Raw genomic sequence first — 14,596 nt, forward strand, 5'->3', positions numbered from 1 at the left:
TATTAGGAAGTCAGGCTTTAGGAAAGGTGGCATGTTAATTGCAAAGTTGTAAGGAAAAACGGAGGGGAGCAAATGGAATACTCAGTTATTGGCAAAAGTGTTCCGCGCGTTGATGCCGTGGCAAAAGTCACCGGCAAAGCAAAATATACAGATGACTTAGCTGAAAGAAACATTTTGATCGGGAAGCTGCTTAGAAGTCCTTATGCCCACGCCAATATAAAAAGCGTTGATATCAGCAAGGCAAAAGCACTTCCCGGGGTTGAAGCAGTATTAACCTATCAGAACACTCCTAATATTAAATTCGCGACGGCAGGGCATGCTTATACTCTTGACCCAAATAGACGGGATAAAGCGGATCGTTTGATGCTTACAGATAAGGCAAGATTTGTAGGTGATGCCGTTGCCGCAGTTGTCGCCCAAGATGAATTAATAGCGGCAAAGGCGCTTTCCTTGATCGATGTTGAATATGAAGTGCTGGATGCTGTTATTACTCCTGAAGCAGCTCTCCAAGAAGGAGCAGCTTTAATTCATGAAGACTGCCCGCATAACACGCTCTCGACATTCGGCTATCAGATTGGAGACGTGGATGAAGCGTTTTCACATTCCGATTATATTTTTGAAGGAGACTATCAAACGAGTATCGTCCAGCATTGTCATCTTGAGAACCAAACCTCCTATGCTTACATCGATGGAGAGGATCGTATAGTTATTGTTACATCGACTCAGATTCCGCATATTGTGCGGCGAATCGTGGCGCAAGCCTTAGGAATCCCGTGGGGCAGGGTACGCGTTATTAAACCTTATATCGGCGGAGGATTTGGAAATAAGCAAGATGTAACGATTGAACCCTTGAATGCAGCCATGACGCTTGCAGTTGGCGGCCGCCCTGTTAAGATTGAATTTTCTCGGGAAGAAACCATGCTTGATACCCGAACACGTCATGCCATTAAATATCATCTGAAAACAGGAATCTCAAAAGACGGAAAGATTAAAGCCATATACATATCTGCACTCTCCAATACCGGGGCCTATGCTTCTCATGGACATTCTATTGCATCAAGCGGAGGAGGAAAATTTCGGTATCTTTATTCGCCGGAAGCGATTAAGTATGAGCCAATTACAGTATATACAAATTTACCGGTTGCTGGGGCGATGCGAGGATACGGGAGCCCGCAAATCTTTTTTGCGTTTGAAAGTCATCTTGATGAAATTGCCAAAGAATTAAACCTGGATCCTCTTGAGATCCGTCTTAAAAACCTTGTTCAACTGGGCTGGAGTGATCCTTTAAGTAAAAACCGTGTTTTAAGCTGCGGGATTCGGGAATGTATTGCTAAAGGCAAAGAACTTATACACTGGGATGAGAAAAAGGCGAAGGCTCAGGATCAAACAGGTGATAAGCGCCGGGGGTTAGGAATGGCATGTTTTAGCTATCAATCGGGAACGTATCCGGTCAATGTAGAATTAGCAGGAGCAAGGCTTAGCCTGAATCAGGACGGTTCGGTTCAACTTCAAATTGGCGCGACAGAAATAGGACAAGGCAGTGATACCGTCTTTGTGCAAATGGTTGCTGAAGTATTGGGAATTTCAGTTCGTGACGTTCATGTAATCACAACTCAAGACACCGATCTTACACCGTTTGACCCTGGGGCATTTGCCTCTCGCCAAACCTATGTTACGGGAATGGCCGTAAAAAAAGCGGCGGAGGAAGTTAAAGAAAAGCTTTTGAATTTTGTCGGCGAATGGATGAAAATTTCTGTTTCAGAGCTTCAATTGAAAGAGCAGAATATCGTCAATAAAAAATCTGGGGAAATTGTGATTTCATTGCAGGACCTTGCGCTGCAAACGTTTTATAATCCCGAATTTGCAAACCCCATAACGAGTGATACCTCAAACAATGCCTTTGTCAATGCTATGTCTTTCGGAGTGACTTTTGCCGAGGTTGAAGTTGATCTGAAAACGGGTCAAGTCGAAGTTCTCGAAATCTACAACGTCCATGACTCGGGAAAAATAATCAACCCGTTATTAGCTGAAGGACAGGTTCAGGGCGGTGTAAGTATGGGCATCGGGTATGCTCTTTCGGAGCAAATCCTTTATGACAAAACAACAGGCAAAGTACTGAATAATAATCTTCTGGACTATAAACTTCCGACGTTTATGGATACTCCTGAAATCGGCGTAGGATTTATAGAAACAGAGGATCCTACAGGTCCTTTTGGCGTGAAATCATTAGGTGAACCACCGGTTATTTCGCCAGCACCAGCGATACGAAATGCAGTTTTTGCGGCAACTGGAGTTGCTTTTAATCAATTGCCCTTAAATCCACAACGAGTCTTTGAAACGTTTAAAGTGAACGGATTGATCTGACACCTCTCAGGAAGGCGGTGATACGGCGTGTATAACATCGAAGAATATTTTGAACCGGAAACGTTGGCGGAGGCCTTAGTGATTTTAACCGAGAATCCAGAGGCTAAGTTGATCGCAGGGGGAACGGACCTTTTGGTTAATATGCAGCATCATCCTATTAAGAAAGAAAGATTTTTAAGCATTCGCAAGCTGAAGGAACTTCAAAAAATCGAAACGCATGATGATGGAACACTGAGTTTCGGAGCCTTAGTAACCTTGACACAACTCTTTGATGATCCTTTTATCAAACAAAATATTCCTGCTCTTTCGGAAGCGGCAATGTCCATGGGTGGTCCGCAAATTCGCAATATTGCTACCCTTGGCGGAAATATTTGCAATGGAGCGACTTCGGCTGACAGTGCTTCAACCTTATTTGTTCTTGATGCTAAGCTGAAAATTCAGAGCAGTAAGGGAGAGCGGGTTGTTCCTATCCGAGAATTTTATGCCGGACCAGGTAAAGTGAAGTTGAATCAGGGCGAAATCCTTACAGAAATTTATATTTATCCAGAAGACTATGAAGGTTTTGGAGGGCATTATATTAAGTTTGCTATGCGCAAAGCTATGGATATTGCGACCTTGGGCGTTTCTGCTGCCTGCAGGATAAAAGAGGGAAGGTTTGATGAGGTAAGAATCGGCTTAGGCGTTGCCGGACCTACTCCATTGCGATGTCTTGAAGCCGAAGGATATGCTCAAGGAAAGTCCCCTTCAAAAGATACTTTGCTTGAGATCGGTAAACGAGCTGTTCGTTCAACTCAGGCCAGAACCTCATGGAGGGCTTCGAAGGAATATCGCGAGCATTTAGTAGAAGAACTTACACAGCGTGCTTTAAATGTTGCCATTCAAAGAGCGGGAGGGGTTTATCATGTATAAACGAATCTCCTTTACTTTAAACGGAAAAAAGGTTAATTCCGAGGTCGATGTCCGGAAATCTTTATTAGAAGTACTTAGAGATATGGGGTTAACCGGAGTAAAAAAAGGGTGCGGAGTTGGAGAATGCGGAGCTTGCACAGTACTTATCAATGAAATTCCAATGGATTCTTGTCTTTACCTCGCGGTTTGGGCGAATGGGCAAGAGATTCGTACAATTGAGGGAATTGCTGAAAATGGGGAACTTTCCAAAGTGCAAAAAGCCTTTGTTGAGGAAGGGGCTATCCAGTGCGGCTTCTGTACTCCTGGTCTAGTCCTTACAACGACAGCATTAGCAGAGAGCGGGAAGAATTATAATCGTGAAGAACTGAAACGTGAGCTTTCGGGACATATCTGCCGCTGTACGGGATACCAAAAAATCGTATCAGCTGCGGAAAAGGCGATTGCCGAAGAGCACGAATGCCATTGTAAGGAACACCATGAGGAATAGGATAGAAACTAAGAATGATAGGAGGGGATAGCATGAGTGATATTATGAGACCTATTCCTTTTACCCAACTGGTCGAGTGGGTGATCGAAGAAGCTAAAATGCACCACACGATTTTAAGCATTGCTCCAAGCAAGATTTACTATAAGAAGAATAGTCAACTGATTAAATTATGGGGGGAGACGCTTGACACTCCTATTGGGCCTGCGGCTGGTCCTCATACCCAACTTGCCCAAAATATCGCAGCAGCATATTTATGCGGCGGCCGTTTTTTTGAACTCAAGACCGTTCAGATCCTTGATGCTCTGGAATTTCCGAAACCCTGTATCTGGGCTGAAGATGAGGGATATAACACGGAATGGTCAACAGAACTTACGCTTGAAAACGCATTTGATGAATATGTTAAAGCATGGTTTCTCGTGCACTTCCTTCAGAAAGAATGCTTTAATCAAGACGAGCGCCGCTTTATGTTTAATATGAGTGTGGGGTATTCGCTTCAAGGGATTAAATCTCCTAAGGTGGATCGTTTTATCGAGAGTTTAAAGGATGCCGCGAATACACAGATTTTTAAAGAATGCAAGGCCAGCCTGCTGGAGAATTTAAAGCGATTTGAAAAGGTCGATCAGGAATATATCGAACGAATTTCCTCAAACATCTGCACCTCAATCACACTTTCAACGATGCATGGCTGTCCGCCCACTGAGATTGAAGCTATTACAAGATATTTGATAGAGGAGAAAAAGCTCCATACCTTTGTGAAAATGAACCCTACCCTCTTAGGTTATCGCTATGTCCGAGATATCTTTGACCGTATGGGATATTCCTATATCGACTTAAAACAAGAGTCTTTTACGCATGACCTTCAATATGCAGATGGCATTGCAATGCTTACTCGCCTCAAAGAATTTGCTAAAGAGCATAACCGAGAATTCGGCATTAAGCTCTCAAATACATTGCCGGTTCGCATCACCCAAGGGGAGTTGCCCGGAGATGAAATGTATATGTCCGGACGGGCTCTTTATCCCTTAACAATTAACCTCGCTTTTAAACTTGCATCTGAATTTAAGGGAGATATCAGGATCTCGTATTCCGGAGGGGCGGACTTTTTTAATGTGGCTCAAATTTTTGAGACCGGTATTCGCCCGATAACGCTCGCAACTTCACTTTTAAAACCGGGAGGATACACACGCTTTAAACAAATGGCAGAGCGGTTGGAGCCCAAGCTGGATAATCAGGAAATGGATCATATTGATCTCGCCAAATTAAAAGCACTTGCGGAAAGTGCCTTTCAAAATGTGCACCATCGTAAAGATCAAAGACCGAATGCCCGTCGAAAAATTGCCCGGAGACTTCCGATGACGGACTGTTTTACAGCTCCCTGCTCAGAAGGATGCCCCATTGGTCAAGACATACCGGAATATACTCGATTAGTCGGGGAAGAGCGATATTCAGAAGCCTTTGAAGTTGTTGCCGCCAAAAATCCGCTTCCTTTTATCACAGGAACAATCTGTAATCACAACTGCATGAATTACTGCACGCGTCTCGATTATGAGGAATCAATAAAGATTCGGGATATGAAGCTTCTAGCTGCCCAAAACGGCTATGATTCGTATATGAAAAACATAAAAAACAAAGCAGATACTCAGGGAAAACCTAAAAAGGGCTTGAAGACAGCGATTATCGGTGCTGGACCTTCTGGCTTGGCAGCAGGGTATTTCCTAGCTAAAGCAGGATTTGACGTTACCGTTATGGACAAAAGAGAGCGGGCAGGCGGAACGGTCGAGTATGTGATCCCAGCTTTTCGAATTTCACGTGAAGCAATTTCAAAGGATATTAAGCTTATCGAGAATATGGGGGTACGCCTGCAGCTGGGGGTTAATCCCGAATTTTCAATCTCAAAGTTAAAATCAGAGGGTTATACCTATATTTATATCGCCATTGGTGCGAGCAAGACGAAAAAACTGGAACTTGAGGGGGACAGTGAAAAGGTCTTAGGAGCAGTACCTTTCCTTGAAGCCTTTAACACGTCCAAGGAAAAGCTGAACTTAGGAAAACATGTTGCGGTCATCGGCGGCGGTAACTCAGCTGTGGATGCAGCTCGGGCGGCAAAGCGTGTTCAGGGGGTTGAAAAAGTATATATCATTTATCGAAGGACAAAAGCTGAGATGCCGGCAGATCTGGAAGAACTTGAATCAGCGGTTGATGAAGGAATTATTTTTAAAGAACTTTTAACCCCAATCTCCTTGGTGAACGGAATTTTAACGTGTCAAAAGATGGGGTTGGGTCAGCCGGATGAGTCGGGAAGACGCCGCCCGATTCCAAGGATCGGGGAAATAGAGGAGTTTTCCATTGATACTGTTTTATCCGCTATTGGTGAACAGGTTGATTATAGCTTGCTCCAAAGAAATGGAATTGAAATTGATGCGAACGGTAACTTTGTTTGCGATCCAAGTACTTTAGAAACGAACCTTGAGAACGTCTTTCTTGGAGGGGATGCTCTTACGGGTCCGTCCACGGTAATAGAGGGGATGGTTCAGGGCATAAAAGCTGCGCAAGTTATTGCTGCACGAGAAGGGCTTTCAGTGGAAGACAAGTGGCAAGAACATATCGCCTTTGACCGAGAAACCCGATTACAGCAGATTACGAGTAAGAAAGGTGTACTAAAAGAGAGTTGCCCGGATTGGGGAGAAGCACAAAGATGCCTTGAATGTAAGACCCTCTGCAACATTTGTACAGAGGTTTGTCCAAACCGAGCCAACGTGATGATCATGACTACCGGAAGCGGAGCAGGATTAGGGGACCATAATCAAATATTACATATTGACGGAATGTGCAATGAATGTGGAAACTGTGCGACTTTCTGTCCTTATGACGGAGCACCTTATCGAGAAAAGCTTACTTTGTATTGGACAGAAGAAGATTTTGCTCTGAGCCAAAATTCAGGCTTCCTCTTTCTAGAGAACGAGGCACAAACCACTGTTAAGGTTCGTTTTAAAGGGAAGACAGCAATCGTCTCATTAGATCAGGAAGGGCAAGGGAAGGGTATTCTGCCAGAAGATGTTTATGTAATGATCAAGACAGTTGCAACAGAATATCGTTACCTGTTCACCAATCCTTCACGTAGACTACAGGAGTTTACGTTAGAGGTGACTGAGGTCGCAGGAGGTGATACAAAGAAATAAAAATAGGTCCCGGGTGATCCGAAACTTTGCTAAACGAAGGAGGAAATAATATGGGCAATGCAAAGCATCCTGTCGATGAAATTCTACCGGGTGGAAAACTATTCCTATACGGATTGCAGCATGTTTTAGCGATGTATGCCGGGGCAGTTGCTGTTCCCCTTATCATTGCTGCGGCAGCCGGACTGACGAAAGCTCAAACAGCGTTTCTGATCAATGCCGATTTGTTTACATGCGGTTTAGCAACTTTATTGCAGACGTTGGGAATCTGGAAATTAGGGATTCGGCTTCCTGTTATTCAAGGCGTTACCTTTGCGGCAGTAACCCCCATGGTTATGATGGCTAAATCAGGGGGAATGATGACTATTTTTGGATCGGTAATCGTTGCAGGGTTTGTAACTTTTATAATTGCTCCATTTTTTAGCAAACTTCTGCGGTTTTTCCCGCCTGTCGTTACCGGGAGCGTCATTACGGTTATCGGTGTTTCGCTTCTGCCGGTGGGAGTGAATTGGGCGGCTGGAGGTGTGGGCAGCAAGGATTATGGTTCCTTAACTTTTTTAGCGGTTGCAGGTATCGTGTTAATCTCTATTCTTTTAATCAATAAGTATTTTAAAGGATTTATAGCAAACATAGCTGTTTTGCTGGGACTGATGATTGGAATGATAGTTGCTATGCCTCTCGGACTAGTGAGCTTTTCCGGAGTCCGGGAGGCGTCCTGGATTGGAATTGATACCCCCTTCTTTTTTGGCCTTCCTACATTTGATATCGGTGCGATCATTGCTATGATTCTTGTGATGTTGGTTGTCATGGTTGAATCAACAGGTGATTTTCTAGCGATTGGGGAAATGGTGGACAAAAAGATCGGCGAAGAAGAATTAACACGTGGACTTCGGGCGGATGGGTTGGCAACGATGCTTGGGGGTGTGTTAAACGCTTTTCCCTATACGGCATTTGCTCAAAATGTTGGACTTGTCGGTTTAACAGGAGTTAAAAGCCGTTATGTTGTTGCTGTTTCAGGACTCATTTTAACGGCTATGGGACTATTCCCTAAGTTAGCTACGATTATTGCCTCCTTGCCGAATGCTGTGCTTGGAGGTGCTGGCATAGCCATGTTTGGAATTGTTGCAGCAAGCGGGATTAAGACATTATCTAAAGTCGATTTTGATAAGAATCCCCATAATTTATTTATTGTCGCGATCAGCGTGGGTATAGGATTGATTCCTTTAGTCGCTCCTGACTTTTTCAAACTATTTCCGAGCTGGAGTCAAACTGTGCTTCATAGCGGAATTACGTTAGGTTCTATTACTGCAATTATTTTGAATGCCTTCTTTAATGGGGGAGCGTCAGAGGATGATATTAAGAAAGAGCTGGCTTCAAATGCAGGAATAGAGGGTTAAAAATGAGGAGCTGTTGCAAAACCTATGGTCTTGGGTCTTTTGTAATGTCCATAATTATTGTGCGCACGAAAAAGGGGCTGTTTTGCGGCAGCCCCGGCTTCCCGATATCAATTAGAGGGGGAGAAGGTTATGCTTATAATCGGTAATGGAACTGTGCTTACCTTGGGACAAAACAATCGGGTTTTACAGAACGGAGCAGTTCTTATTCAGGATACAAAAATTCAAGAGGTTGGATCAACGGCTGACTTGTTAAAAAAGTTTCCTAAAGCTCAGTATATTGATGCCAGCGGCAAATTAATAATGCCGGGCATGATTAATTCGCATATGCATTTATACAGCACATTTGCACGGGGTATGGATTCTAAAAGCAAGCCGCCAAAACGTTTTAAAGATATTCTGGAAAGTCTTTGGTGGAAGCTGGATAAGCTTTTAACCTTGGAAGATGTTTATTATAGTGCGCTCATTCCTCTGATTGATTGTGTTAAAACCGGAACAACCACGATTATTGACCATCATGCAAGTCCTAAGGCAGTGACCGGAAGTTTGCAAATTATGGCTAAAGCCGCCGAAGAGGTAGGGCTAAGGGCAGCATTTTGTTATGAAGTATCTGATCGAGATGGAGAAAAAATTGCCTGGGAAGGGATTAAGGAAAATGCAGAATTTATTGCAGCTTGTCATGCCAATCCTAATTCCAGGCTTGCAGGGCTTTTCGGACTTCATGCTTCCTTGACGCTTTCAGATAAGACCTTGGAACGCTGCCGGGAGGCTGTGGGTTCTTTGAATACCGGCTACCATATTCATGTTGCCGAAGGAATTGAAGATCTAGAGGATAGTCTGGCTAAGTCGGGGCTGCGGGTGGTTGAACGTTTAAATAAATTTGGAATTCTGGGTCCAAAGACCATTGCTGCTCATTGCGTTCATGTTAACGATGAAGAAATTGAAATCCTAAAATCAACTCAAACTCAAGTTGTTCATAATCCGGAGTCAAACATGGGTAATGCAGTGGGAACAGCTCCTGTTTTAAAGCTTCTCGAGCGAGGAGTCCAAGTTGGTCTGGGTACGGATGGTTATACCTGCGATATGTTCGAGAGTGGAAAGGCAGCCAATATCCTTCAAAAGCATGCCCATGCGGACCCTAGTGTTGGGTGGGGAGAAGTTCCGCAAATGCTCTATAACCATAATCCACGTATCGCTGAAAGGTTATTCAGCGGAAAATTTGGCGAGTTAGCACCAGGGGCTTGGGCTGATGTGATCATTGTCGATTATATTCCCTTTACCCCAATGAATGAAACGAATTGGAGCGGGCACCTCCTTTTTGGGGTCTCTGGTCGAGCAGTAGAAACGACGGTTATTGATGGTAAAGTACGAATGATCAATCGAGAGCTTTTAGGGATTGATGAGGATAGAATTTATGCTCGTTCAAGGGAGCTTGCGCAGAAGCTATGGGCTAGACTCTAAAATCCTTCAAGATTTTGAGTAATGATGTCTCCACGATTCTGTTTTACACCTGTCACTCTGTAAGCTGAACGGACCGAACTAGTGCTCAGAGTTATATCCGGAGGTGATGAAGTAAGTATGGAAAACGTACTGGGGCTGCGCTGTATTCACTGCGGGAAAGAGCTTCCGGCAAAAACGGGCATCTTCACTTGTCCGACCTGTGGGAGTAAAGATGGGATTCTCGATGTTGAATATGACTATAAAAGAATAAACCGCCTAAATACGAGGAAACAAGTTGAGAACTCTAAGGATTTTTCGATCTTCCGTTATCACGCTTTCCTTCCTATTCAACCGGATACACCCCGTCCCCATCTTCGGGTTGGCTGGAGTCCTTTATATAAGCCGGTTGGTTTAGAAAAGAGCATGGGTATGAGCAGCCTTTATATCAAGGATGATGGTCAAAACCCAACTTCTTCGCTTAAAGACCGGGCTTCTGTGATCGCGGTGATTAAGGCCATTGAGGAAAAAGCAACAACTATTGCCTGCTCCTCCACTGGAAATGCGGCATCTTCACTTGCGGGCAACGCAGCTTCCGTCGGAATTCGCACCTTTATCTTTGTTCCCAGCCGGGCCCCGCAAGGAAAAATTGCACAGCTTCTTATTTTCGGAGCGAATGTGATCAGTGTCCAAGGATCTTATGAAGATGCCTTTCATTTATCGGCTCAGGCGATTGAACGTTGGGGCTGGTACAATAGAAATGCAGCTGTTAACCCTTATCTTGTAGAAGGAAAGAAAACCGTGGCATTGGAAATCGCGGAGCAATTGCAATGGGAGGTTCCGGACTGGGTTGTGCTTTCCGTCGGAGATGGCTGTACGATTGCCGGGGTTGGGAAGGGCTTTCAAGATCTCTATCGAGCAGGCTGGATTGATCGATTGCCAAAACTTGCAGGTGTACAATCTGAGGGGTGTTGTCCTCTGGTCGAAGCATTTCTAAAAGATCAGCCCTGGGTGCCGTCTGAAGAAAACACGATAGCCGACAGCATTGCTGTCGGCGTACCCCGTAATCCGGAAAAAGCCTTGCGCGCTGTGCGTGAATCCAACGGAACGATGATTGCAGTCAGCGATGAAGAAATTCTTGCAGCGATGGGCTTCCTGGGAAAAACGAGCGGTATTTTTGGCGAGCCTGCAGGGGTTACAGGTATTGCGGGCTTGAAACACCTTCTTGCTCAGGGTACGATTAAACCAAGTGATAAAGTAGTCGCTATTGTTACAGGAAATGGTCTTAAAGATGTAAAAAATGCAATTGCGGCTGCAGGCAAGCCGATGCGTGTTGAGCCATCATTAACGGTATTGATAGAAGAGTTAAAAAAGCGGGGTATTGAATAGAGAGGAGAGTTAATCATGGCTAGAATTCCTTTTGGCCCAACGTATTATGAAATGCTTCATCCCGAGGCCATTGATCCGGAGATCCGCGAAAAGGCCCTGAAGGCAAAGGAAACGAACGAATTAGATCCGATTAACTTGTTTAATATTACCTGGAAAAATGAGAAAGGAAACGTACGGAAAATCATTCTCCCTAAAGCACTAACCGGGACAGAAGCTAATATCGTTGTCCTGCTTGGAACGTATTTCCCTTCCGGTTCGCATAAAGTAGGACCTGCTTACTCAACATTGATTGAAGGCTGTGTTGATGGAGATATTCTTCCGGGAGAGCATACGATTCTCGGACCTTCAACCGGAAATTTCGGCATCGGAGTTTCGTACATCTGTAATCTTATGGGGTATGAGGCAGTCGTTATAATGCCTGATAACATGAGCAAGGAACGCTATGACCGCATTCAAAAGTATGGAGCAAAATTAGATCTCACACCGGGCACAGAGTCGGATGTCATACTAACTCTTGAGCGAACTTATGAGCTGAAAAAAGACCCCAAAAATCGTCCGCTCGCCCAATTTGAGTTAATGCCCAACTATCGTTTCCATCGGTTTGTTACCGGCAATTCAGCCATAGAAGCAGTAAAGGGGATCGGAAACGGCCGGATTGCATGCTTTACCTCTGCTCCTGGCTCAGCAGGGACAATTGCAGCAGGAGACCAAATCAAATCGGTCTTCCCAGAGGCCAAAATCGTTGCCCTTGAACCTTATGAGTGCTCGACATTAGCGGACGGAGGCAGAGGTCAGCATCGAATTGAGGGGATTGGAGACAAAATGTGTACTCTGATTCATAACATTAATACCACAGATTTTGTTGCACTGATCCCGGATGATGATGCTGTTCGCGGACTAAAAGTAATACAGGAGGGCGCCGAAGTGTTAGAGGAGCTCGGGGTTACCAGCGAACAAGCAGCTGCACTTCATAATCTGTTCGGTGTTTCTGGAATCTGTAATATTCTGGGCGCGATTAAAATGGCACATTATCTTAAACTCGGGCCTGATGATAATGTGGTTACAATTGCAACTGACGGATTTGATCGTTATCCTTCTGTTCTCGAAGATTTAGAAAGACGTTATCTTGAAACCGAAAATTTTGTGCTGCGACGCTGGGCTCGTGATATTTTCTTAAAAGCGAACACAGAGAATGTTTATGATTTCCGCAGCTCAAAGGCCAAAGAGCAGCTTTATAAACAAAAAGAAAAAGATTGGCTTCCCTTTGGATATTCCCAAGATTATCTGGATGAAATGAAGACAAAAGAATTTTGGGAAAAGGAGTTCGCTAAAGTCGAATACTATGATCGAGAAATTGCTAAGCTTCGCAATGAATAGAAGATTGATATAGGAATATAGACACGCATGGGCTGCGTGTCTTTTTCAATAAACTGCTCTATTTTCAGTAAAAAGTAAATAAATTACAGTTTTGTAATCATATACATAGAACTGATGGAAGATCGATTAACTATTCATTCCCGGAGCGTGAGGTGGAAATGATGTATCAACTGCGTAATATCCAAAGTACTGTTCAGCAAACAGCGGATGCTATTGCGGCAGCGCTTAAACTCGAAGTAGAAATCGCGGATGCGGAGTTGATCCGAATTGCGGGTACAGGAAAATATCGTATCCAAACGGGATTACCTATGGCAGAAGGGTTTGTTTACCGTCATGTTCTGCAGACGGGTATTCCTGTTATTATCAGTGAGCCTGGCTTTAATCAGCTTTGTCAGCCTTGCTCTAGCCGGGGAAATTGTTTGGAATATGCCGAAGCAGCTATTCCGATCCGGTTAGAAGAGCAGATCATCGGGGTTATTGGTTTAGTTTGTTTCGATGAAGAACAAGCAGAGCGGTTGATGGATAATAAAGAATCTCTTCTTCAATTTTTAGAGAAAATGGTTGATCTGATGAGTGCCAAAGTTGTGGAGAATAATCAAAATCGTGAACGGGAACGTTTAACAGGTCAATTGATTGCACTGTTAAATCTCCTTCATGACGGAATTCTATTAGTCAATGAGCAAAAACAGGTTACGCATTTCAATACTTTAGCTGCCCGGCTTCTCGATATTGACCAGCAATCAGCACAGAAAATTGGCCTTATTCAAATCCTTGATGACAGAAAGCTTTGGCAGTCCATTGAACAAGGAGAACCTTTTTCTGGGCAAATCAAAGGGAAACGAGTAGCAACTCAGCTTTATTGTGATGCTGTACCCATTAAAAATAATGGGCTAATTGAGGGGGCGGTGATCAGCCTTAAAGATATGCAGCAGATTAAAAAGCTGGTCAGGGAGACTACAGTCAGCGAAATTGAAACGCACTTTTCACAGATTATCGGCAGCAGCAAAAAGATGAGAAACCTTAAAGAAATTGCGGCGAGAGTGGCGCAAAGCAATGCCACGATTTTGATCCAGGGTGAAAGCGGCACAGGCAAGGAATTATTCGCACGTGCAATCCATCAGAGCAGTAAGCGTAAAGATCATGCTTTTATTGCCTTGAATTGCGGTGCCATACCGGAGAATTTGTTGGAAAGTGAATTGTTTGGTTATGAGGAGGGAGCGTTTACCGGTGCTCGCCGTGGAGGAAAACTGGGCAAATTTGAACTTGCTCATAATGGGACAATTTTTTTAGATGAGATCGGCGATCTGCCGCTTCATCTCCAAGTCAAACTTCTTCGTGTTTTGCAAGAAAAAAGGATTGAGCGAATTGGAAGTTCCCGGTTGACGGCGATTGATGTGCGGGTCATAGCAGCGACTCACCGGGACCTCGATAAAATGGTGGAAAACGGCGAGTTTAGAGAAGATTTGTATTATCGCTTAAATGTCATACCCTTGACCATTCTTCCTCTCCGAGAGCGAAAGGAAGATATCCCAATTTTGATTCGGTCTTACCTTGAACATTATGGACAGGTAACGGGAAAAGAGGTTAAAGGATTTACATCTGAGGCAGAACGGATTCTCAGCCGTTACTCTTGGCCAGGTAATGTAAGAGAGCTCGGTAACGTGATTGAATATTGTGTAACGATGTCGCAGCAAGAATATATTACAGCTGAGGTTCTGCCTAAACGGGTAAAAACCGATTTTCAGTCAAGAATGATGGATAATTCATTTAATCTTAAAGAGCTTGAACGTGAAATGATCCTAAAAGCGCTTTCGCTTGCAGAATTAGAGGGAAATAAAGAGGAAGCTGCAAGACTGCTGGGAATTAGCCGGGCTACACTTTACCGGAAGATTAAGGAATATCAAATCACCGAAAACAAGACATATCAATCCCTCGGAATCGCGCAATATCCTGAAAACACACAAAAAGCTTGGTAGATCTCGTAAGGAGAATAAAGTCTCAAAGTGATATTAAAATAATAAATTTATTTTGTATGAGGATTAAAAGCGAAACATCTTTGGCAG

At 44.0% G+C, this 14,596-nt stretch carries 9 protein-coding genes; all 9 read left to right on the forward strand.

Translation table 11 applies throughout. From position 1 onward, the window contains the following. Positions 1–72: 72 nt before the first annotated feature. Positions 73–2,364, forward strand: a complete 2,292-nt coding sequence (xdhA, locus tag ACHOLT_RS07205; protein ID WP_425806859.1) for a xanthine dehydrogenase molybdenum-binding subunit XdhA — start codon at positions 73–75, stop codon at positions 2,362–2,364. Positions 2,365–2,391: 27 nt separating this feature from the next. After that, positions 2,392–3,273, forward strand: a complete 882-nt coding sequence (xdhB, locus tag ACHOLT_RS07210) for a xanthine dehydrogenase FAD-binding subunit XdhB (RefSeq protein WP_425806861.1) — start codon at positions 2,392–2,394, stop codon at positions 3,271–3,273. Continuing rightward, entirely contained in the window at positions 3,266–3,760 is a 495-nt protein-coding gene (xdhC, locus tag ACHOLT_RS07215; RefSeq protein ID WP_425806863.1) for a xanthine dehydrogenase subunit XdhC, read from the forward strand. Before xdhB ends, xdhC begins: the two co-directional genes overlap by 8 nt. Positions 3,761–3,792: 32 nt before the next feature. Beyond that, entirely contained in the window at positions 3,793–6,939 is a 3,147-nt protein-coding gene (gene ygfK, locus ACHOLT_RS07220) for a putative selenate reductase subunit YgfK (protein ID WP_425806865.1), read from the forward strand. Positions 6,940–6,989: 50 nt separating this feature from the next. Then, on the forward strand, positions 6,990–8,333 hold the full coding sequence (locus ACHOLT_RS07225) for a nucleobase:cation symporter-2 family protein (protein ID WP_425806867.1): 1,344 nt from the start codon (positions 6,990–6,992) through the stop codon (positions 8,331–8,333). Positions 8,334–8,462: 129 nt separating this feature from the next. Beyond that, complete coding sequence (ssnA, locus tag ACHOLT_RS07230; protein WP_425806869.1) at positions 8,463–9,791, forward strand: putative aminohydrolase SsnA; 1,329 nt, start codon at positions 8,463–8,465, stop codon at positions 9,789–9,791. Between the two features lie 117 nt (positions 9,792–9,908). Continuing rightward, on the forward strand, positions 9,909–11,156 hold the full coding sequence (thrC, locus tag ACHOLT_RS07235) for a threonine synthase (protein ID WP_425806871.1): 1,248 nt from the start codon (positions 9,909–9,911) through the stop codon (positions 11,154–11,156). Positions 11,157–11,171: 15 nt separating this feature from the next. After that, positions 11,172–12,533 (forward strand): PLP-dependent cysteine synthase family protein, encoded by a 1,362-nt coding sequence (locus tag ACHOLT_RS07240; protein WP_425806873.1) that lies wholly within the window; start codon positions 11,172–11,174, stop codon positions 12,531–12,533. A 158-nt stretch (positions 12,534–12,691) separates the two neighbouring features. Beyond that, complete coding sequence (locus ACHOLT_RS07245; protein WP_425806875.1) at positions 12,692–14,509, forward strand: sigma 54-interacting transcriptional regulator; 1,818 nt, start codon at positions 12,692–12,694, stop codon at positions 14,507–14,509. Positions 14,510–14,596 lie beyond the last annotated feature (87 nt).

Source organism: Desulfitobacterium nosdiversum (genome assembly GCF_049860565.1).
GTDB classification, from domain to species: domain Bacteria; phylum Bacillota; class Desulfitobacteriia; order Desulfitobacteriales; family Desulfitobacteriaceae; genus Desulfitobacterium_A; species Desulfitobacterium_A nosdiversum.

What these genes read in the sequence shown, in the direction of transcription:
- xdhA (WP_425806859.1), top strand. Translation starts at nt 73, where the DNA reads ATGGAATACTCAGTTATTGGCAAAAGTGTTCCGCGCGTTGATGCCGTG.
- xdhC (WP_425806863.1), top strand. Translation starts at nt 3,266, where the DNA reads ATGTATAAACGAATCTCCTTTACTTTAAACGGAAAAAAGGTTAATTCC.
- ygfK (WP_425806865.1), top strand. Translation starts at nt 3,793, where the DNA reads ATGAGTGATATTATGAGACCTATTCCTTTTACCCAACTGGTCGAGTGG.
- ACHOLT_RS07225 (WP_425806867.1), top strand. Translation starts at nt 6,990, where the DNA reads ATGGGCAATGCAAAGCATCCTGTCGATGAAATTCTACCGGGTGGAAAA.
- ssnA (WP_425806869.1), top strand. Translation starts at nt 8,463, where the DNA reads ATGCTTATAATCGGTAATGGAACTGTGCTTACCTTGGGACAAAACAAT.
- thrC (WP_425806871.1), top strand. Translation starts at nt 9,909, where the DNA reads ATGGAAAACGTACTGGGGCTGCGCTGTATTCACTGCGGGAAAGAGCTT.
- ACHOLT_RS07240 (WP_425806873.1), top strand. Translation starts at nt 11,172, where the DNA reads ATGGCTAGAATTCCTTTTGGCCCAACGTATTATGAAATGCTTCATCCC.
- ACHOLT_RS07245 (WP_425806875.1), top strand. Translation starts at nt 12,692, where the DNA reads ATGATGTATCAACTGCGTAATATCCAAAGTACTGTTCAGCAAACAGCG.